Source organism: Flavobacteriales bacterium (assembly GCA_016700415.1).
Lineage (GTDB): Bacteria > Bacteroidota > Bacteroidia > Flavobacteriales_F > PHOS-HE28 > PHOS-HE28.
Map to the genome: position 1 here is coordinate 2715860 of CP065018.1, position 19244 is coordinate 2735103.

Consider the following 19244-nt stretch of genomic DNA (forward strand, 5'->3'; position numbering starts at 1 on the left):
CGGGTGCCGATCACTATTTCTTCATGCTCTTCGGCGCAGCGGCAGGCGCAGGCGGCCATAGGCCCAGCTGGCCCATCATCTTCATCTCCTCCATGTAGCCCCAATGCTCGGCGACCTTGCCGTCAACAAAGCGGACCACGTCGGCGCCCATCACGTCGATGGCCTTGCCGGTGGCGGGCATGGTACTACCCCAAGGCCCCTTGTTGGTACCCGTGATGTGCAGCACCACGTACGTGCGGTCGCCGTTGGTGGCCATGCCCATGATGTCCTGGTGGAAGTCGGGGAAGGCGGTGAAGTACATCGCCATCTCATCCTTCAAGGCCTGGATGCCGGTGGACTTGATCGACGTGTCCATCTGGTGGTCGACGAAATCGTCAGTGACGAGCTTCTCGATCCCATCGGAACTGGTCGTGTTGATCAGGTCGTAGAGAGCCTTGGTGGTGGCCTCCTGTGCCTTGGTCAGGCTGTCGGCGGCCATCATGGCCTTGTTATGGGCCATCATTTCATCGGTCTTGGCATGATCCCCTCCGCTACAGGATGCGAGCAGAAGGAGCGCGGCAACAGGTGCGGTTATGAAAAACGTCCGTTTTAACATGGAGGTGGTTTTAGTGGTTCCAGTAGGTTGGATCCGGACGAAAGCTATGTTCATGGAATGCGGTTTTGTTCCGGGCGGCAAGAAATCTATTTGCTCACCCGTCACTGCGAGAATGCCCTGTGCGAAAGCAAAGCCCGCTCCATCCGGCATCGCGAGTAGTTGCGACGAAGCAATGACGTCGGAATAAATGCGCTACTCCCGCACAACCTTCCCGACAGCACACTGCCCCTCCTTTTCCATCCGCAGGAAATACACACCACTGGGCCAGCCGGAACCATCCACGGAGAAGGCTCCGGAACTGTTCAGTGCGCGGGAGAGCACGGTGCGTCCCAACGCATCGGTCACATAAAGCTGTGCGCCATCGGTTGCGAAGGGCGGGCTGACGAAGAGCATGCCGCTGGCCGGGTTGGGCCAAACGGACAGGTGAGGTTCACCGGCCTCGTTCACGCCCGTTACGCCGAGCAACTGCGTCACCGCATGGTAGGCGTTGAGCTTGCCCATGCCCCAGCGGGTGCTACCGCCAGGCGGGATCGTGCCGGTGTAGTTGTCGGTGATGGCGGTCTGCCGGATGATGTCGCGGATCTGTGCCGGTGTCAGCGTGGGGTCGGCCTGCAGCATCAGGGCCACCGCGCCGGTGACGGCGGGGGCGGACATGCTGGTGCCGCTGAAGCGAGCGAAGGGATAATCCCGGCCTTGGAAGGGCACGGTGAGCAAGGGGCTGAAGGCATTGTCCGTGAAGGAGCTGATGGACGAGGCCACGTTGGAACCCGGTGCGGTGATGTCCGGCTTGATGCGTCCGTCCAAAGTGGGGCCGAAGGAGGAGAAGCTGGCGATATTGCCACCGATGGGATTGCCGGTGGGGGAGTAGCCGACAATGGAGCTGCACGCGGCCACGGTGATGGCACTTTCGGCGCAGGCGGGTTCACCGATACCGTACTGGGTGTCGCCGGCGGTCCCTCCGGGCACCCCGGTCTGAAATTCCTGCCCCCAGTTGCCCACGTCGTTGTTGAGCTCCGTCACGTTCCAGAAATGCACGGTTCCGGATGGGGCGGTGGCTTGCATGATCACGCGCAGGGTGGTATTGGTGTTCTTGATGCGAAGCCGGAAATGTGGCCGGTCGTTCAGGGGGTTGGCCGCCTCGGCAGTAAGGTTGAAGAACACCGTGTCATCGCTTGCGATCAGCAGGGAATCGACATAAGTGGCCTGGGTAGCGGTGTGGTACCACGGCGTTTCCATCACCAGGGCATTATTGCTGTTGAACACTTTGATATTGGCGGAGAAGGAGGTGTTCGGCTCACCCCACATCGTCAGGCTTTGCCCCCACATGTGCGGGTGGGCGCTGTACGGGTAGAACTGCACGCGGCTGCGCAGGGTATCGCCCGTAAAGGTCTTGCCGATGTGGAAGGCAATGTCGCCGTTGTTGCCTGCGGAAATGGAGAAGACGACCCCCTCGGCGGAGAACTGGTCCAGTGCTTGGCTGATGAGCGAATGGCCGTCAAGGGTGCCCATGTAGTAGAGACCCCAGCTCATGTTCACCACCAAGCGTTTGCCGTCCTGCTGCGCGACCTGCTGCATCCAGGCCACGCCGTCGAGCGCGGCGGCGGCATCGATCAAGAAGGAACAGAAGAGGAACTGTGCATCGAAGGCCACGCCGCGATAGATCGTTCCTGCACCGCCTCCTCCCATGATCCCCGCCACATGCGTGCCGTGCGTGCCGTAGGTGTAGATGTTGGAGGTATCGCCCTGCGCGGCCAACAGCGTGGCCGGCGTGGTGAACTCAGCACCATAGCCGAAGGTGGCCGGTGCCGGGCCCGCTTGGCGGAACTGGTCCCACGCGGCACGCACGCGGTAGTTGGTCAGAGCGGTGTCGTAAAACATCGGGTGCGTGTAGTCGAAGCCCCAGTCCAGGTCGCCGATCAGCACGCCTTCACCGGTATAGGGCTGCGGCAGGTTGATGCCTTGCTGCACGCTGTCGGCGTGGATGGTGGTCACCAATTTGTCCAACGTGGGCTTCGCGATGCCCGCCAGCTCTGCATATGCTAGTCCGGGGATAGCCGATGCCGCAAGGAGGTGGTAGGCATCCACGCGGAAGGAGAGCACATCGCCGATGCGTGCGCCCACATGCACGATCGACGGGTCGAGCTCATCAGGATCGAAAGTGTCATTCACCTTTCCGAGGAAGCCCACCATGCAGCGCCCGCCCATCATCGCCACGGGGTACTTGCCTTGGGCCTCGGCCGTCAGTTTGTGCGCATCGGGCTGGCGCAGGGCCACCGCTTGCAGCTCGGCGATGCCCACGCGCGTCTCGGCGGGCATCGGCGTTTGCGCGTGCAAGGCGGTGGTGAAGAGCAGGGAAGCGAGGATCAGTGATCGGATCATGGGGCGGTGTTGAGCAACGAAGGTCGGTGTTCTTCCCGACGTCACCGCAAGGGGTCTTCGGCGAAGAGGCTTACTTTGACAACATGCAAAAGCGCACCATCGGCAAGAGCGACCTCCATGTCGCGCCTCTCGCTTTCGGTGGCAACGTCTTCGGTTGGACCGTCGACGAAGCCACGTCCTTCGAACTTTTAGATGCCTTTGTAGACGGCGGCTTCGATCTGGTCGACACGGCGGACTCCTATTCAAACTGGGTGCCGGGCCACATGGGCGGCGAGTCCGAGACCGTGATCGGTAATTGGATGCACGCCCGCGGCAACCGCGATAAAGTGGTGATCGCCACCAAGGTGGGCGGCGATATGGGCGAGGGCAAGAACCTGCGGAAGGACTATATCCTGCGGGCCGTTGAGGCCTCGCTGAAGCGCCTGCGCACGGACTACATCGACCTCTACCAGACCCATTGGGACGACCTGGATACGCCGATCGGGGAAACCCTCGAAGCCTTGGACCAGCTGGTGACGGCGGGCAAGGTGCGCTGGATCGGCGCATCCAACTTCAGCCCGGGGCGCTTGCAGGAGTCCATGCGCATCAGTGCCGGCATGGGGCTTGCGGCCTACGTCTCGCTACAGCCGCGTTACAACCTCTTCGACCGTGACGTGTTCGAGCGGGATCACGCGCCCCTCTGCGAAGAACACGGCTTGGGCGTGATCAACTACTACGCCTTGGCCAGCGGCTTCCTCACGGGCAAATACCGCAGCGAGGCTGACTTCAGCAAGAGCGTACGCGGCAGCAGCATGCCCAAATACCTCACCCCGCACGGGTTGAAGATCTTGGCCTCGTTGGATGCGGTCTCCGTGCGGCTGGGCAGCACTCCGGCAGCGGTATCACTGGCCTGGCTGATGGCCCGTCCACACATCACGGCGCCCATCGCCAGCGCGACCAACATCGCACAACTGGACGAACTGATGTCCGCCGCGGCATTGCGCTTGAGCAAGGAGGACATGGCGGAGTTGAACGAGGCAAGCGCGTATTGAACGGTTGCTGAACGAGCGCTATTTCTCCGCCTCGAAATCCAGCACGATGGAGTTCATGCAGAAGCGCTTGCCGGTAGGGGGAGGGCCATCGTCGAAGATGTGCCCGAGGTGGCTGTCGCAGCGGCCGCAGAGCACCTCCGTGCGCACCATGCCGTAGCTGGGGTCCTCCACGTAACGCACGCTGTTGGGGCGCAGTGCTTGGTAGAAGCTGGGCCAACCGCAGCTGCTGCCGAACTTGCTGTCCGATCGGAAGAGGGCGTTGCCGCAGACGGCGCAGTAGTACGTGCCTAAGCCGTCCGTATCCCAGTATTTGCCGGTGAAGGCGCGCTCCGTCGCCTTGTTGCGGGCCACATCATATACGCTGTCGGGCAGGATGCGCTTCCATTCGGCATCGCTCACGTTGAGATGCGTGGTGTCGGTGCGGGAGTAGTAAGGATTGTCCATGTGGGTGGGGGAGATGGCTTTGCCCATGGTCGATGAAGATCCGGGGTTGGCACAGGCCAAGGCACCGATGAAAAGTAAGAAGGCTGTTCGGATGAACATGATCATGGGCGTTTGCAAGATCCGTGCTGCAACGGGTGCATGACAGTGTTGCGGAAGAGTACCTCGATGCAGGGGGAACCTTCGGAAAACGCTGGCAGTCGCATGCCCATTGCGCGCTGTTTCAGAATGTACGTGAACGAATACATCCAAGACGATGGTCGCTTCCGTGCCATTCGCCCTGACAAGCGACCGCTCTTCCGGATCCCGGTGGGCCATGCAGTGGAAAGCCCCAACTTCGGGATATGAAACATCACCTCTCCACACTGAGCGTGCTGCACTATGTGTACGGCGTGCTCCTCTGCCTTTGCGGTTTTGCCTTGTTGAGCCTGGTGTTCGCGGCTTCGTTCCTGAACAGCCCCTGGTTCGCGCAACATAGCGGCGAGGCACCACCGGTCTGGTTGGGTTCCTTCCTGTACGCGTTGGGCTGGGGCCTGTTCGTTCTGGTGGAGGCGCATGGCATCCTGAACCTCATCAGTGCGCGCATGATCGATAAGCGCAAGAGCCGCAGCTTCACGCAAGTGATCGCCGCGCTGAACTGCCTCAATTTCCCCTTCGGCATCGCCTTGGGCATCTTCACCTTCGTGGTGCTGGGCAATAAGGACGTGCGCACGGAATACGGCCTCGTGGCTTGAGGAACTATCAGCGGTGCGCTTCTCCCCGAAGCACCCGCATGTCTCCGGCCCTTCACCGGGACGTGATCGCACCACCCCGCCTTCCGCATCAGCGGTGATCCGTCTTTCTGCGTGATCCGCGTTCCGTACCGATTCCCGGTTTCACCGCATCGTCCGCTCGATACGCCGGTCGGGGATGAACCATATCAGTGCCACGGCGGCATAAAGCGCTCCGGTGACGTACGGCAGGTAGAACGCGCACGCGATCGCAATGACGTACAACGCCAGCGACGCCTTTCCCTTCCAGTCCTTGCCCACCGCTTTGGCCAGTTTGGAGCTTTCGCCCTGCATGCCGATGATGGCGAACTGCAGGATGGTATAGGCGATCGCGGCCATCAGCAGTACCACGCCGTACATCGCGGTCGGGAGCGGGGCGAAGTGGTTCTCGCCCATCCATCCGGTGACGAACGGGATGAGCGACAGCCAAAAGAGCAAGTGCATGTTGGCCCAGAGCACTGCGCCGTTCACCCGCTCGGTGGTGTGCAGCATGTGGTGGTGGTTGTTCCAATAGATGCCCACGTAAACGAAGCTCAGCACATAGCTCAGGAGCTTCGGCACCAACGGGTGCAGGTCCGCCAGTTCCGTGCCGTGCGGCACCTTCAGTTCCAGCACCATGATGGTGATGATGATCGCCATCACCCCGTCGCTGAACGCTTCCATGCGGTTAGTGCCCATGGGGTGAAAGGTAATTGCGGTTTTCCCCTCCATTTTTCAAGGAGGGGAGACGGATCCCCCGGAGGGAACTTACCAGATCACTACACGCTCACTGTCCGGCACGATCATGGTGCCGGGGTCGTTCGGGCACCACGCCTCCGCGAATGGCTTGAACTGGCCAAGGGCGGCATCGATGCGGAAGTGGGCGGGGCTGTGCGGATCACGTTCGATGCGCATGCGCAGGGCCTCCGGGCGGATGTTGTCGCGCCAAACCTGCGCCCAGCCTAAGAAGAACCGCTGCTGCCAGGTGAAGCCGTCGATCAACGGAGGCTCCGACTTGCCTTCCAGGCTGTGCTTCAGGGCCGCGTAGCTCAGCGTGAGGCCACCGAGGTCCGCGATGTTCTCGCCCACGGTGAGCGCACCTTTGATGAAGAGCCCGGGCATCGCTTCCTGCTTATCGAAGTAGGCGATCATCTTGTGGGCCAGCGAGTCGAAATTGGCCTTGTCGCCCGACGTCCACCAGTCCACCAGATTGCCGTGGCCGTCGTATTTCGCACCTTGGTCATCGAAGCCGTGGGTGAGCTCATGCCCGATCACCGCGATGATGCCGCCATAGTTGATCGCATCGTCCGCATCGGGGTTGAAGAACGGAGGTTGCAGGATACCGGCGGGGAAGACCACCTCGTTCATGGCGGGGTTGTAATAGGCGTTCACCGTCTGCGGCGTCATGCCCCATTCCTTCGGGTCCACCGGCTTGCCGATGCGCACGAGGTTGTCGTTGGTGCGCCATTCGATCAGGTGCATGGTGTTCTCCAACAAGGCGTTCGGCTTGATGTCCACCATGCTGTAGTCCTTCCACTGGTCCGGGTAGCCGATCTTGGTGGTGAAGAGGGCGAGCTTCTCCAAGGCCTTCTCCTTCGTCGCCTCGCTCATCCATGTGAGGTCCTTGATGCGCTCGCCATACACGGTGCGCACGTTCTCGATCATGTCCTCCACCCTTTTGCGGGAGGAGGCGGGGAAGTACTTCTCCGCATAGAGCTTGCCCAGTGGCTCACCCAGCAGGCCGTCGGTGGCGCGCAGGGCACGCAGGTCCCGGGATTTCTGCTCCTTCGTGCCGCTCATCACGGTACCATTGAAGTGGAAATTCTCCTCGGTGATGGCCTTGTTCAGGGTGTTCGCGTAGGTGGAGAGCATTTGCCATTTCATCCAGGTCTTCAGCGTGCCCAGCGGCGTACCGGCGAAGTAGGCGGAGGCCATTTGCACGTATTCCTTGTTCTCCACCAATAAGCTGTCACTGCTGATGCCAGCCTTCGCGATGGCGGTCGCCAGATCGTACCGGGGCGAGAGCTTGAGGTAATCCGCAAAGGCCATACGCGTGTAAATGCTCGGGTCGCGGCGCTGGATGTTGGTGAGCTGAAATTTGGCCAGGCCGGTCTCGAAATCGAGTATGGTCTGCCCGGCGTTCTTCTCCGGAAGGCCCGCGAGGCTGAACATCGTGTCCACGTGATGGACGAACTCCTTGCGGATATTCACCATCGAGCTGTCTTTGCTTTCGTAATAGCTGCGTTCGCCAAGGCTCAACCCGTCCTGATCGCTCCACAGGGTGTTCATCTTGCTGTCCTGCTGGTCGGGTTGCGCAGAAAGGCTCACGAAGGAGGAGGCACCGATCCTTGCGTATTCGCCGGAGAGCGCGGCCTGGTCCTCCAGGTTCTTCAGGGCGTCGATGCGGTCCATCCACGGCTTCAACGGCGTGGCGCCGAGCTTTTCCAAGGTCACCGTGTCCATGTAGGAGCGGTAGTAGTCCCCGACGAGCTGGGGCGTGGAGCCTTTCTTGGCCTCCTTCTCGTTCATCAGCGTGTCGATGATGCTCTTCACCTTCACCTCCAGGTTCTCCTTGGCGAGGATGCCGAACGCGCCCCAGCGGGATTCGGTCGCGGGCACGGGATTGTTGTCCTTCCACGTACCGTTGGCGAAGCGGTCGAAATCATCGCAAGGGGTGGCGGTGCTGTCCATACCGGCCACATCGAAGGCGGGCACCGTGGGGGGGGTGGTTTCGGGCATCTTGGGTTCGGAGGTGCAGGCCGTAAGGCCGACGAGCGTGAGGAGGAAGAGATCGCGGAGTGTTCCGGAAGCACTTGTGGTCATGGGGAATGCGTTGATCAACGCGGGCAAATGTATTACCCGGGCAAAGGGCCTCCGATCCGTTGTGATGAGCGGCGGGGAAGAAGGATGAAGGAGCATGTGCCGGTGTTCATCGCAGGCACTTATTGAGACGAGCACCGTTGGAGGTCCACAGTCCTGAACTTTACCCCGCCCATGTCTTCCGCTACTACCCCGCGAACGTTGCGCTTGCTGTTGCGTGTGCTCGGTGCCTTAGTGCTCGTGAGCGCCGCGGCGGCCGGCGCACTGGCCTGGTGGGTAAGGCACGGCGGCGAGCCTTGGCTGGACCGGCAGGTGGAGGCACGCATCCACGCCGCTATCGAAAGGGCCAGCGTGCCGGGCTATCACATCACATTGGCCAGTTTGAAGGCCGATGCCCGGCACGGCAGTCTGGTGGTCACGGACGCCGATCTGGATTTCGAACCGCGCCTGCTGGACAGTCTGCGCACCGGAGCCTTCCGCTACCTGTTCTCCGCGAAAGTGGGCCGGGTGGAGCTGCGCGGCCTTTCCTTCTGGCGTTTGTTGCTTAAAGGCGAGTTCCGTGTGCGGGGCATTGTGTTGGAAGGACCCGAGTTCCATTATTACACCGGGCCGAAGCGCGTGGACCTTACGGACCCGTTCAAGCGCTTGGGCCGCAAAGGGAATGGCCTGATGTCAGTGCTGGCCGCGGACACGCTCTCCATCCGGAGCGCGAACGCTTCCGTGCAGGACCTCAACAAACTGTTGCCGGAGCTGAAGGTGAACGGGTTGGGCATCGGTGCTTCGGCGGTGCGCATCGCCTCAGCGGGCCGGAATGCCGGCGTGCGCCTTTCCATGGAAGGGGCGGAGCTGAAGGTGGACAGCATCGGCACGCTTCTGCCCGACGGGAGCCGCCTGCACATCGGTGCGGTCTCCTTGTCCCGAGCAGGCCGGAGCGGCAGGCTTACGGACATTCGTATCACCCCGGAACAGATGGACAGCACGGGTCCCGGACGCCTGCGGAAATGCGTAATGGCCCTTGCGGTGGACAGCATCTTGCTCAGTGGATTGGATGTGGACCGTTCCATCGCCGACGAAGCGCTGCTCGTACACCACGTGGACATTCTCGGCCTGCACGTGGAACTGGAGCTGGACAAGACATTGCCTGATCAGGCAAGGACCCCGAGAAAACTGCCACCGGCCGCATTGGCCGCCATGCCGTTCTCCATCCAAGTGGACACCGCCCGGCTGGTGAACGCGAACGTGCGTTACCGGGAGCGCGATCCCCGGACCGGGCGGTGGGGCGAGGTGCCGTTCACCGGCATGAACGCCCGGTTCCACAACATCACCAATGAGGCGGGGAGCATTGCGGAAGGCGACAGCATCACGGGTGATTTCACGTTCATGATCTTCGACAGTGCCCGCGTTGAGGGCCGCTACAGTGCGGCGTTGAACGGGAACGAGCGGTTCACTTTGACGGCCTCGTTGGCGGGGCTGCCCTTGGTGGAGCTGAACCGGGCCACGCGCCCGTTGTTGCGTATGGAAGTGGAGCAAGGCGTGCTTCGCCATCTGACCTTGCGCATGAACGGGAACGCACGCCGCGCCAAGGGCACGATGGCGGTGGACTATGCGGACGTGCTGGTGCAGGTGGAACCCGGTACGCCCCGCGAACTGCGCCACAGCATGCTCGGCAGCGTGATGGACATCATGCTATTGCAGGAGTACGGCGGTGGCATGAGCGCGGACCGCGAACGCAACTACACCGTCGAACGTGACCCGGACCGCTCCGTGTTCAACTTCGTGTGGCATGCCACGCGCGAGGGCCTGGTGCGCAACCTGATGCCCGAGGCCAAGGAACGGATGCGCACGGTGCTGCGCACGGATGCTGAGAAAAGGAGGGAGGACCGAGCTGCACGGAAGGAGAAAAAGGAAGTGGCGCAGTGACCGCGGTAGCGTTGCTATGAGGCCCACCCAGAAGGGCCGCTCCTTCCGATGGTGGACACCAAGTATCAGCTTGCGACCGCCACTGCTGCCTGCACAACGTTCTTGCTATTTCCCACGAAGATCTTCTCACCGATCATGATCACCGGGCGCTTCAGGAAGGTGTATTCCGAAAGGATCAGGTCGTGATAGTCCGTTTCGGCGAGCGTCTTCTTGTCCAGGCCCATGCTGCGGAATTTGATCGCGCGGCGACTGAATAGCGCTTCGTAGCTACCTGCCATTTTCCGCATCGCGTCCAATTGCGCCGCAGTGATCGGCTCCGTTTTGATGTCCTGCAATTCGAAGCGCGCCAAGTCCGGCATCTGTTTCAGGATGCGTTGGCACGTGGAACACGTGGAGAGATGGTAGATCTTCATGGGTTTCCTACCGCGAAGTACGCGAAGGGCACAAAGGGATCGCCACGCGATCGTAAGTACAGTGGCTTTTTACCGCAACGCACGCGACGGACGCAACGACTTTGGTGCTTCAAACCACATAGGCGTGGCGCGTATTCCGTTGCGCTCTCCCGATTTGTATCGGGAGCGTCCGTTGCGGTCAACCTTCCCTTGGTGCGCTCCCGAGAAGGTCCGGATGAAACATTGGCATCCTTGGCGGCGATCCACCTATTAAGGCACCATCACCTTCGCGGTCGATCGTGCGTTGCCCTGTTCCAAGCTCACGAGCAACAGACCGGTGCCGGGGTCCATTTTCACACCGATCGTGCTGTTCGCTGCTGCGCCTGCGCGTTGGCTGTATACCAGCTGTCCGGTGCTGGTGTACACGTTCAAGCGCGCACCGCTGGTGAATCCGTCCGGCATTGTCACCCGCAGTTCACGGGAGTTCCACCAGGCATTCAACGCGGCAGGTGCGTCGTGGCCTTCGTTGATGCCCGCGAAGCTCGACTCGTGCAAGCGGATGAGCTGGTGGTATTCCGTCTCCGTGTCGAAGCTGGTGAAGCGGCCGCCCACCAGCACCTTATTATCCTGTTGCACGGCGATGCTCCGCACAAAATAGGTGTCCCCGGGATCGGCTCCCAGGCCGGTACCCAGATCGTACGTGTCATCCCGGCTGCCATCGGCGTTCATCCGGACCAAGCAGGACGGGCCAGGTACATTGGGGTCGTACATGCTCCCGATGAATTCACCGCCGACAAGGATATGACCGTCCGCCTGCACCGCGATGGCATCCACCCGCGCGTAGGGATAAAGCGGTGAGGTGAACGAGGGGTCGAAAGCGCCGCTCAGGTCCAGCCGGGCGATAGCGGCGCGTGGCACACTGTTGTGGTAGGTAAAGTAGCCGCCGACCAAGATCTTGCCATCCGGCTGCCGCGCCAATGCCCTGACCGAACTGGCGGAGCCGTGAATTCCCGGATCATTGTCCATCGAGGGGTCGAACAGCCCGTTGGGGGCAAGCAGGGCGATGCGGCCGCACGGATTGTCCTGGTACAGGAAGAAGGTGCCGCCTGCTAATATGCGGTCATCGGGAAGCACCAACAGGTCGTACACGGTGGAGGTGAAACCCGCGCCCACAAGGAAGGTGGTGTCCACAACGCCCGTGGAATCGAAGCGCGTGATGTGCGGCTGGCTGTGTCCGCTGCAGACCCAGAAATCGCCGGCGACCAACACGCTGTTTTTCCGGTGCAACGCAACAGCGTAAACGGCGCTGTTAATGGAGTTCGGCGGCACGTGAAAGCCGGGGTCCAATGTCCCATCGGGGAACAGGCGTGCCACGAAGTTGTTCTGTACGCCGTTGTAAGTGTTGAAATTGCCCGCGATCAGGATCCTTCCGTCAGGCATCAGGTCGATATCCTGTACCAGGAAATCAGGGCCGCTGCCGCCGGGGTTGAAGGTGGCGTCCACTGTGCCATCGCTGTTCAAGCGCACCAAATTGCCCTTTCCCGAGCCCGCATAGTTGGTGAACCCGCCACCGACGAGGATCTTTCCATCGGGCTGCACGATCACTTTGTTCACCAACACCGATGGCGGCACCGCCAGGAAGCTGTAGTCGATGATGGGTACTTGCGCGTGCAACATCGTGGCGACACAAAGGCTCGCAAGGAGTAGGAGGTGTTTCATGGCGCTGGTGGGCTGGCACAGTGACGGCGGATCGCCGTGCCCGGTTGCTTGACAAGGTAGCTCGCGCATGTGGGTATAGTAGGTTGCCGCAAAGACGCAAAGAGCGCTAAGTCCTCACCCCAACCCCTCTCCCAAGGAAGAGGGGATAAGCGGTCTTTGCGTCTTTGCGGTGAATTCCTTCTCAGAACTCCGCGCTCCCCGGCGTTCTCGGGTAAGGGATCACATCGCGGATATTCCCCATGCCTGTTACGAACAGCACGAAGCGCTCCAGCCCCAGTCCGAAGCCCGCGTGCGGCACGGTGCCGAAGCGGCGCGTGTCTAAGTACCACCAGAGTTCCTCCTTGGGCACGCCCATCTCATCCATGCGTGCCTCCAGCACATCTAAGCGTTCCTCGCGCTGGCTGCCGCCGATGATCTCGCCGATGCCGGGGAAGAGCACGTCCATCGCCGCGACGGTCTTGCCTTTGTCGCTGTATCCGAAGTCGCCCGGCGCATTGGTGCGCATGTAGAATGCTTTGATCTTCGCCGGGTAGCCCGTGACGATCACCGGCTTCTTGAAGTGCTTCTCAACCAAGTAGCGCTCGTGCTCGCTCTGCAGGTCCACGCCCCATTCCACCGGGAACTGGAACTTCTTCTTCTGGTAGGGCTTGCTGCGTAGGAGGATGTTGATCGCATCGTCGTAGGTGATGCGCTCGAAGGGGTTTTCCAGCACGAACTTCAGGCGGTCGACCAGGCCCATTTCACTGCGCTGGTCCTGCGGTTTGCTCTTCTCCTCTTCGGCCAGCCGTGCATCTAAGAACTGGAGGTCGTCCATGCTGCTGTTCAGCACACGGGCGATCAGGTGCTTGCACAAGCCCTCGGCAAGATCCATGTCGCCTTTGAGGTCCATGAAGGCGGCCTCGGGTTCGATCATCCAGAACTCGGCGAGGTGGCGCGTGGTGTTGCTGTTCTCCGCGCGGAATGTGGGGCCGAAGGTGTAGACCTTGCCCAATGCAAGTGCAGCGGTCTCTGCTTGCAATTGCCCGCTCACGGTGAGGTGGCTTTCCGCGCCGAAGAAGTCCTCCTTGAAGTCGACTTCGCCGGCCTCGTTGAGCGGTGGCTGCTTTGCATCCAGCGTGCTGACGCGGAACATCTCACCGGCCCCCTCCGCATCGCTCGCTGTGATGATCGGCGCGTGGAAGTAGTTATAGCCCTCCTTATCGAAGTACTCGTGGATGCCGAAGCTCACCTGGTGCCGCATGCGGAAGACCGCGCTGTAGGTGTTGGTTCGGAAGCGCAGGTGTGCGTTCTCGCGGAGGAATTCCAACGAATGCTTCTTCGGTTGGATCGGGTACTTGTCCGCCGGGCAATCACCGAGCACCTCCACGGCCGTCACCTTCATTTCCACGCGCTGGCCGCCGCCTTGCGACGGGATAAGCTCTCCGGTGCATTGTACGGACGCGCCGGTGGTGAAGCGTGCGCGCGTTTCCGCGTCCACTTCCTGCTGATCGATCACGCACTGCAGGTTGCGGATGGTGCTGCCGTCGTTGAGCGCGATGAAGCGGTCGTTGCGAAAGGTGCGCACCCAGCCGGCCACGGTGATGGTGGTGTTGGTGAGTGACTCCTCGTCGAGGGCGAATTTGATGGAATTCATTTCGATCAGAAAATCAGATGCTTCCGCCGAAGCTTTAGCGAAGGAGGACGATCAGACAATGGGAATGCCGTGTTGCTCGCCGTTGCCGCAAAGGAACGACGGGGCGGCGAATGATCTCAAATCGCCGCAGGGGCATTGCATTCTTGGGTTGGGACGAACGCGATGTGCGCCACCTATCCCTCCCACAACTCCCTTCCCGCTATTCCCCCTTGGCACCTTCCTCGGCTGCTTCCAATTGCACGAGCCGGGTGTTGATGCGTGCCCGGAGCTGTGAAAGGGCTTCCAACTGCTCCTGTTGTTCCTGAACGGCCTTTACCAGCGGCACTACGAATTGTTCATACCCGATGGTGTAGTGGTCCTTCTCATCGATGGGCCGGTGAACGCCCGAGAACTCGAAGCTCAACACACGGGCCAGACTGTCCACTTCCTGGGCGATGAAGCCGGTATGCCTTTTTGAAGAAGCCGCAGCAACAGCCTCGGTATAGGCGCTGCGTTCCTCCGTGCGGGCACTATCGCGCATGCGATCGGCAAGGCCGGTGAAGGTGTCGTAGGCATTCACGTCGAACCGGTAAGTGACCGGCCGCAAACGGAGGATGAAGTTGAGCCCCGGCACATTCTCCCGGATATCGCGCTTGAACCGTGCATCGCTCAGGTTCTGCCATGCGCCGAAGCCGCCCGTGAGGTTGGTGTTGTTGGCCGCATTTCCGATGCGGATGGTATTGGCCGAAAGGGCTAGCGCGTCATAGCCGATAGCGGTCATGTTGTCCCCAACGTCGCCGGTGTTGGTCTGTTCGCCTACCGCGGTGCACAGGTTCACGAACTTCGGAATGCCGTTGGCGTTGCTGAGCGCTTTGCTCCCTAGCGCCACGCTGTAGTCTCCATCCTCATTTTCATTGTGCGTCAACTCCCCGATGGTCGTGTTGAACTTGCCGGTGATGTTCTTGGGGAGAGCCGCACGACCCATGGTCGTGTTTCCGCTCCCACCACCATTCCATAAGAGCCCATTGAAGGCAGTGTTGTTGCTCTCTGTTGTAATATGATTCTCGCTGGAGAACCCCGTATTACTCGAGCCCGTGGTGATGGAGCTCATTGTGTACGAGCCAAAGGCGGTGTTGCCCGAGCCGGTGGTGTTCGAAGCAAGCGATAAATAGCCACAGGCGGTGTTGTTTGCACCGCTCGAATTTCCCAACGCTCCCACACCAACGGCTGTGCAGGTGTTGCTCGTAGGTTCTTGCAGTGCAAAGGCGCCCACGGCGGTATTGCCGGCGCCTGTGGTGTAGTTCTCCATGGCCGCACTGCCCACGGCGGTCTGCGCACCCACGCTCGTGCCAACGCGAAGGGCGTTCGCACCCACGGCTACGCTGTTCGCTCCGTCCAGGTTGCTGGAGAGCGCGCCCGCACCCACGGCCGTGTTGCGTGATCCGCTTGTGTTCGCTGCCAAGGCGCGTGACCCCAAGGCGGTATTGTCCGTTCCGGTGTTCACGGCCAAGGCGAGCAACCCCCAGGAGGTGTTCGCATAGTTGGGGCTGACGTAGCCGCTTCGCACACCGCTACGCCTGAACTCCAAGGGCCTGGCATCAGGAGTACCCAAATAATGTGTACCCGCTATGATCCCTGTATTGCCCACCCGGCGCCAACCGTCGTTCGGACCACCGAGCGCTACCCAGATCGAACCGTTGAAGTACCAGAACGTGTTGGTCGTGGTCTCGTACACCAGAAGGCCCGTGGCGGGCGCCGGTAGTGCAATGCGTTCAACAGCGGTCATGCGCGGGCACAGGAACCCTTGCTTCCCATTGGCTGGCAGTGTGGCCACACTCAGGTCCAGCATGGCGGAAGGGTCGGGCGCGGCCCCTGCCGCATTGATGGCGATCTGGGCCACGGAGCTGGTCCGAAGGCCCATGAAAGCCAGGGCGATGAGCAGCGCCGTGAGGTGGTGCCGTTGCGTGTTCATGGTTTGGACGCTATTTGTTGCGATCCGCGCTTGTCGACCGAGCGCTCCAGTAGATCGAGCTGTTCCAAGAGCAGGACATTATCCGCCTGTAGTGCGTCGATCCTTACCTGGTTCTGTTGCACGGCACGGACCAGGGGCACCACCAATGCGGAATAGGACAAGGTGTAATGATCATGCGCATCTGTCGGCCGATGCACTAAATCGAGATCGGAGTGGAGGCTGTCCAATACCACCGCGACCTCTTGAGCAAGCAGACCGGTGCATCGTGCTGCCGCAACTTCCTCCCAACGCTGCTGCATGTATCGCAAGGGTGCGGGGTCCTCTAAGCGGGCCAAGCGGGCTTCGCCGCCGGTGAAGCGCTCTATGGCCTGGGCGTTCAAGCGGTAGGTCACAGGGCGCAAGTGCTGGATGAGCTCGATGCCGGGCACGTCCTCACGAATGTCCTGCTTGAAGCGGGCGTCCGATGGGTTCTGCCAAGCGCCGTAGCCGCCGGTGAGGTTGTTGCTCGCCACGGTACCGAACACGATCCTGCCTGTGGCGGTGGGCACCGCGTTGTAGCCAATAGCGCCGGTGTAATTGAGCGTGGTGATGGTGGGCCCGGCCAATGCGCCGATGCCGGTGTTGTAGCTGCCGCTCCCTACTCCTCCGAGCGCATTGTAGCCAATGGCCGTGTTGTCACCGCCTGTGGTGTTGCCCAAGGCAAAAGCTCCGATCGCGGTATTGTGCGAACCAGTCGTGAGCGCCGACAGGGCCTCATACCCGAGGGCAACGTCACCCCACCCGCTCGATACATTGGTCGCTGCGCGATAGCCGAACCCGTGAGCGCCTGTCGTCGCCGTTTCGACCGCATAGGCGCCAAACCCGTAGCTCCACGGACCTGTTGCTGCGCTTCGGCCTGCACCGTATGCACCAGTGCGACCCGCTTGGTAGCCCAGGGCAGTTGTCCAAATTAGGGTCGGTGCTGAAGCTGACGCCGCCTGCGAACCGACGACCGTCCAAAAGGGGCCATTCACATCCATGGCTCCAGCCTCGTACCCTACCGCAGTACAGTTATGCACTTTCAGTGCCCACAAGGCCCGATGTCCTACTGCGGTGTTGGTGCCACCGAGATCGACAAATGATGAGAGCGCATAGCTTCCGATCGCGGTGTTGCGTGCCTCTTCGTTAAGCAGGGCCAAACTTCTGTACCCGACCGCGGTCGTTTGTGCGACCGGCAGCCCATGCAGATCCCGCGTGGCCTCATATCCAAAAGCCGTATGGTCGGTTCCTGTGGCAACCCCGGCGTACGCACCGAATGTGGTGATGCCATCGGCGAGGTGCCCTGCGTGCTGGTTGTTCACGCGCAGTTGCACGTTCACATTGTCCGTGGTACCGATGAAGTGGGTGCCGGCAACAAGGCCCGCGTTCCCCAACGGGGCCCATCCCGTGCTGGGCAATGCCCAGTTCACCCAGATCGTTCCGTTGAAGTACCAGAAGTCATTGGTGTTGGTCACATAGACCAGGAGCCCGGTGGCCGGTGCCGGGATGTTGTCGCGTTGGCCCGAGCTCATGCGTGGGATCAGCAATCCGCGCTTGGCATTGGCCGCAAGCCCGCTCACATCCAGATCGAGCAAGGCGCTGGGGTGCGGTGCGAGCCCGGTGGTATTGATGGCCACGTTCTGTGCGAAGAGCGCTGTGCATGGAAGGAGCACGACCAGGAGGATCGCCCCAAAGCGTACACCGATGGCCTGGGCAAGAGGCATCATGGCCCTGTGGTGTTGGTGGCATTTGCTTTCAACAGCGCATCGATACGCAAGTGTAGTGCTGCGTTCATCCCTTCCAGCTCGTTGATCACGGCATGCTGCTCCTGTACGGCAACGATCAAGGGCAGGGTGAACTGCTCATAGCCCAAGGTGTAATGGTCGTGATCATCCACCGGATGATGCACACCGTCGAAATCGAAACCGACCGCCTGCGCTGCGGTCTCCACTTCTTGCGCGACGAAGCCCGTTTGCCGGTCGTGCGAAACCTCGGCAAGACGTGCGCGGTACGTGGCTATGTGATCGAAAGCGGTCATCGTGTCAAGGCGCTGCCAAATGCCCAAGTGCTTGTCCACCGCTTCGGCTTCAAGCAGGTAGGTCACCGGTCGCAGCCGCAGCACCAGGTCCAGGCCGGGGACGTTGTGGAGCACATCGGTTTTGAACCGCGCATCGGAGAAATTCTGCCAGGTGCCGTAGCCGCCTGTACGGTTGTTGTTGGCCACTGTTCCCAAGGTGATGCGGTTGGAAGCACTCGGTGCTGCCGCGTAGCCCACCGATGTCGTGTTCGTGTAATTGCCGGCCGGCCCGTTTATCGGCCCAACAGCGGTGTTGTAGCTCGCCGTAGTGACGGCGACCAAAGTGACGTAGCCACCTGCAGTGTTGTATGCGCCCGTGGTAATGCCAAAGCCACTTGACATGCCCACACCGGTATTATAAGACGCTAAGCTCTCTCCGAGCGCGTCCTTTCCGAAGGCCACATTGTACGAGCCGGTCAGGTTGACGTCCGAGGCACCGGCCCCCATGGCGCTATTGCGCTGGCCCGTGGTATTCGCTTCCATGGCGCGGTAGCCCATGGCCGCATTCTGGGCGCCGGTCGTGTTGTTCGCCATACAGCGTGCTCCAGCGGCGGTGTTGGAAGCACCTGTGGTCGTGTTCTGCAAGGCCTGGTAGCCGAGCGCGGTATTATCCGATGTGGTCGCATTCTCCAATGCCTGGCAGCCCACCGACGTGTTGCGGCTGCCCGTGGTGTTGGCGCGAAGTGCGCTCAACCCTACAGCCGTATTGTCCGCACCCGTGGTATTGGCAAACAGCGCTCTATAGCCTACTGCGGTATTGCGTGCACCAGAGGACTGGTAAAGTGCTTGGTAACCCACTGCCGTGTTCGAAACATTCGCGAACATCGTGTTGAGCGCAAAGGCGCCCACGGCCGTGTTGTCCGTGCCGGCCACAACATTTTCCAAGGCCTGTATCCCGAATGCAGTATTGCGTGACCCGGTGGTCGCGGTCATGGCACGATAGCCGAAGGACGTGCGGGTGTCGCCATCGGCCAGAAAGCCTGCCCGCTGCCCGCCCACGCGCAACTCCAATGGGCTATTGGTAATGGTGCCGATGAAGTCGGTGCTGAGCGTACCCGCATTACCCGTGAGGGACCACAGGGGGTTCGCCCCCGCTACCGCTACGGCCGCCCACGCTGCACCATCGAAATACCAAAATTCGTTCACTGAGGTATCATACACCAACAAGCCTTGGGCGGGCGCGGGGATGGCCGTCCGCTCTGCGGTGGTCATGCGCGGGATCAGAAAGCCGCGTTTCGAATTCCCGGGAAGCCCCCCTGTACTGATATCCAATAGCGCTGATGCATCGGCCGCGGCCCCGGTAACGTTGATGCCGATGTTCTGTGCCGAAACGATCAGCGGCAAGAGCAAGGCGAAGGCAAGAACCCAGCCTAAGCGCCGAATGGAACAATGTGCGCGCTCCATGGAAGAAGCCAAACACGAGGTTCGCGAAGTGGGCGCGAAAAAGATATGGCGGGTCCGGGTGGGCATCACTTACAAAGAGGGCACTATATCCGCTTTTGGGCAATACCACTTGAGT

At 61.1% G+C, this 19244-nt stretch carries 14 protein-coding genes; 3 read left to right on the forward strand and 11 right to left on the reverse strand.

Annotated elements, in window-relative coordinates; all coding sequences use genetic code 11:
* Positions 1-13: 13 nt before the first annotated feature.
* The gene (locus IPP95_11330; protein ID QQS71774.1) at positions 14-595 is read right to left on the reverse strand and encodes an ester cyclase; all 582 of its coding nucleotides are present in this window, start codon (positions 593-595) and stop codon (positions 14-16) included.
* Between the two features lie 192 nt (positions 596-787).
* Positions 788-2974, reverse strand: coding sequence for a S8 family peptidase (locus IPP95_11335; GenBank protein ID QQS71775.1), 2187 nt, complete (start codon positions 2972-2974; stop codon positions 788-790).
* An 83-nt stretch (positions 2975-3057) separates the two neighbouring features.
* Between IPP95_11335 and IPP95_11340 the strand changes: the two genes are divergently transcribed.
* A complete protein-coding gene (locus IPP95_11340; protein ID QQS71776.1) occupies positions 3058-4005 on the forward strand; it encodes an aldo/keto reductase in 948 nt (315 codons plus the stop codon).
* An 18-nt stretch (positions 4006-4023) separates the two neighbouring features.
* On the opposite strand, the gene msrB is transcribed toward IPP95_11340, so the two are convergent.
* Positions 4024-4548 carry a peptide-methionine (R)-S-oxide reductase MsrB gene (gene msrB, locus IPP95_11345; GenBank protein QQS74254.1) on the reverse strand — a complete coding sequence of 175 codons (525 nt, stop codon included), beginning with the start codon at positions 4546-4548 and terminating at the stop codon, positions 4024-4026.
* Between the two features lie 242 nt (positions 4549-4790).
* On the opposite strand from msrB, the gene IPP95_11350 reads away from it, so the two are divergent.
* Entirely contained in the window at positions 4791-5180 is a 390-nt protein-coding gene (locus IPP95_11350; GenBank protein QQS71777.1) for a hypothetical protein, read from the forward strand.
* 141 nt (positions 5181-5321) lie between these two features.
* Here IPP95_11350 and IPP95_11355 read toward each other — a convergent pair whose 3' ends face one another.
* Together IPP95_11355 and IPP95_11360 are read right to left on the reverse strand one after the other, a co-directional pair.
* Positions 5322-5894: a DUF1211 domain-containing protein gene (locus tag IPP95_11355; protein QQS71778.1), complete on the reverse strand. Its 573-nt coding sequence runs from the start codon at positions 5892-5894 to the stop codon at positions 5322-5324.
* Positions 5895-5963: 69 nt separating this feature from the next.
* A complete protein-coding gene (locus IPP95_11360; GenBank protein QQS74255.1) occupies positions 5964-8018 on the reverse strand; it encodes a M13 family metallopeptidase in 2055 nt (684 codons plus the stop codon).
* Between the two features lie 171 nt (positions 8019-8189).
* On the opposite strand from IPP95_11360, the gene IPP95_11365 reads away from it, so the two are divergent.
* Entirely contained in the window at positions 8190-9935 is a 1746-nt protein-coding gene (locus IPP95_11365; protein QQS71779.1) for a hypothetical protein, read from the forward strand.
* A 65-nt stretch (positions 9936-10000) separates the two neighbouring features.
* Here IPP95_11365 and IPP95_11370 read toward each other — a convergent pair whose 3' ends face one another.
* The 6 genes from IPP95_11370 to IPP95_11395 form a co-directional block, all read right to left on the reverse strand.
* Complete coding sequence (locus tag IPP95_11370; protein QQS71780.1) at positions 10001-10348, reverse strand: hypothetical protein; 348 nt, start codon at positions 10346-10348, stop codon at positions 10001-10003.
* A gap of 249 nt (positions 10349-10597) precedes the next feature.
* Positions 10598-12046: a hypothetical protein gene (locus tag IPP95_11375; GenBank protein QQS71781.1), complete on the reverse strand. Its 1449-nt coding sequence runs from the start codon at positions 12044-12046 to the stop codon at positions 10598-10600.
* A gap of 181 nt (positions 12047-12227) precedes the next feature.
* Positions 12228-13679: an asparagine--tRNA ligase gene (asnS, locus tag IPP95_11380; protein QQS71782.1), complete on the reverse strand. Its 1452-nt coding sequence runs from the start codon at positions 13677-13679 to the stop codon at positions 12228-12230.
* Positions 13680-13878: 199 nt separating this feature from the next.
* Positions 13879-15630 (reverse strand): tail fiber domain-containing protein, encoded by a 1752-nt coding sequence (locus tag IPP95_11385; GenBank protein ID QQS71783.1) that lies wholly within the window; start codon positions 15628-15630, stop codon positions 13879-13881.
* Complete coding sequence (locus tag IPP95_11390) at positions 15627-17375, reverse strand: tail fiber domain-containing protein (protein ID QQS71784.1); 1749 nt, start codon at positions 17373-17375, stop codon at positions 15627-15629. Before IPP95_11390 ends, IPP95_11385 begins: the two co-directional genes overlap by 4 nt.
* The gene (locus IPP95_11395) at positions 17372-19129 is read right to left on the reverse strand and encodes a tail fiber domain-containing protein (protein ID QQS71785.1); all 1758 of its coding nucleotides are present in this window, start codon (positions 19127-19129) and stop codon (positions 17372-17374) included. Before IPP95_11395 ends, IPP95_11390 begins: the two co-directional genes overlap by 4 nt.
* Positions 19130-19244 lie beyond the last annotated feature (115 nt).

Coding starts and splice junctions, on each gene's coding strand:
- IPP95_11335 (QQS71775.1), bottom strand. CDS start 2,974: ATGATCCGATCACTGATCCTCGCTTCCCTGCTCTTCACCACCGCCTTG.
- IPP95_11375 (QQS71781.1), bottom strand. CDS start 12,046: ATGAAACACCTCCTACTCCTTGCGAGCCTTTGTGTCGCCACGATGTTG.
- IPP95_11395 (QQS71785.1), bottom strand. CDS start 19,129: ATGGAGCGCGCACATTGTTCCATTCGGCGCTTAGGCTGGGTTCTTGCC.
- IPP95_11340 (QQS71776.1), top strand. CDS start 3,058: ATGCAAAAGCGCACCATCGGCAAGAGCGACCTCCATGTCGCGCCTCTC.
- IPP95_11385 (QQS71783.1), bottom strand. CDS start 15,630: ATGAACACGCAACGGCACCACCTCACGGCGCTGCTCATCGCCCTGGCT.
- IPP95_11350 (QQS71777.1), top strand. CDS start 4,791: ATGAAACATCACCTCTCCACACTGAGCGTGCTGCACTATGTGTACGGC.
- IPP95_11370 (QQS71780.1), bottom strand. CDS start 10,348: ATGAAGATCTACCATCTCTCCACGTGTTCCACGTGCCAACGCATCCTG.
- IPP95_11355 (QQS71778.1), bottom strand. CDS start 5,894: ATGGGCACTAACCGCATGGAAGCGTTCAGCGACGGGGTGATGGCGATC.
- IPP95_11390 (QQS71784.1), bottom strand. CDS start 17,375: ATGATGCCTCTTGCCCAGGCCATCGGTGTACGCTTTGGGGCGATCCTC.
- msrB (QQS74254.1), bottom strand. CDS start 4,548: ATGTTCATCCGAACAGCCTTCTTACTTTTCATCGGTGCCTTGGCCTGT.
- asnS (QQS71782.1), bottom strand. CDS start 13,679: ATGAATTCCATCAAATTCGCCCTCGACGAGGAGTCACTCACCAACACC.
- IPP95_11330 (QQS71774.1), bottom strand. CDS start 595: ATGTTAAAACGGACGTTTTTCATAACCGCACCTGTTGCCGCGCTCCTT.
- IPP95_11365 (QQS71779.1), top strand. CDS start 8,190: ATGTCTTCCGCTACTACCCCGCGAACGTTGCGCTTGCTGTTGCGTGTG.
- IPP95_11360 (QQS74255.1), bottom strand. CDS start 8,018: ATGACCACAAGTGCTTCCGGAACACTCCGCGATCTCTTCCTCCTCACG.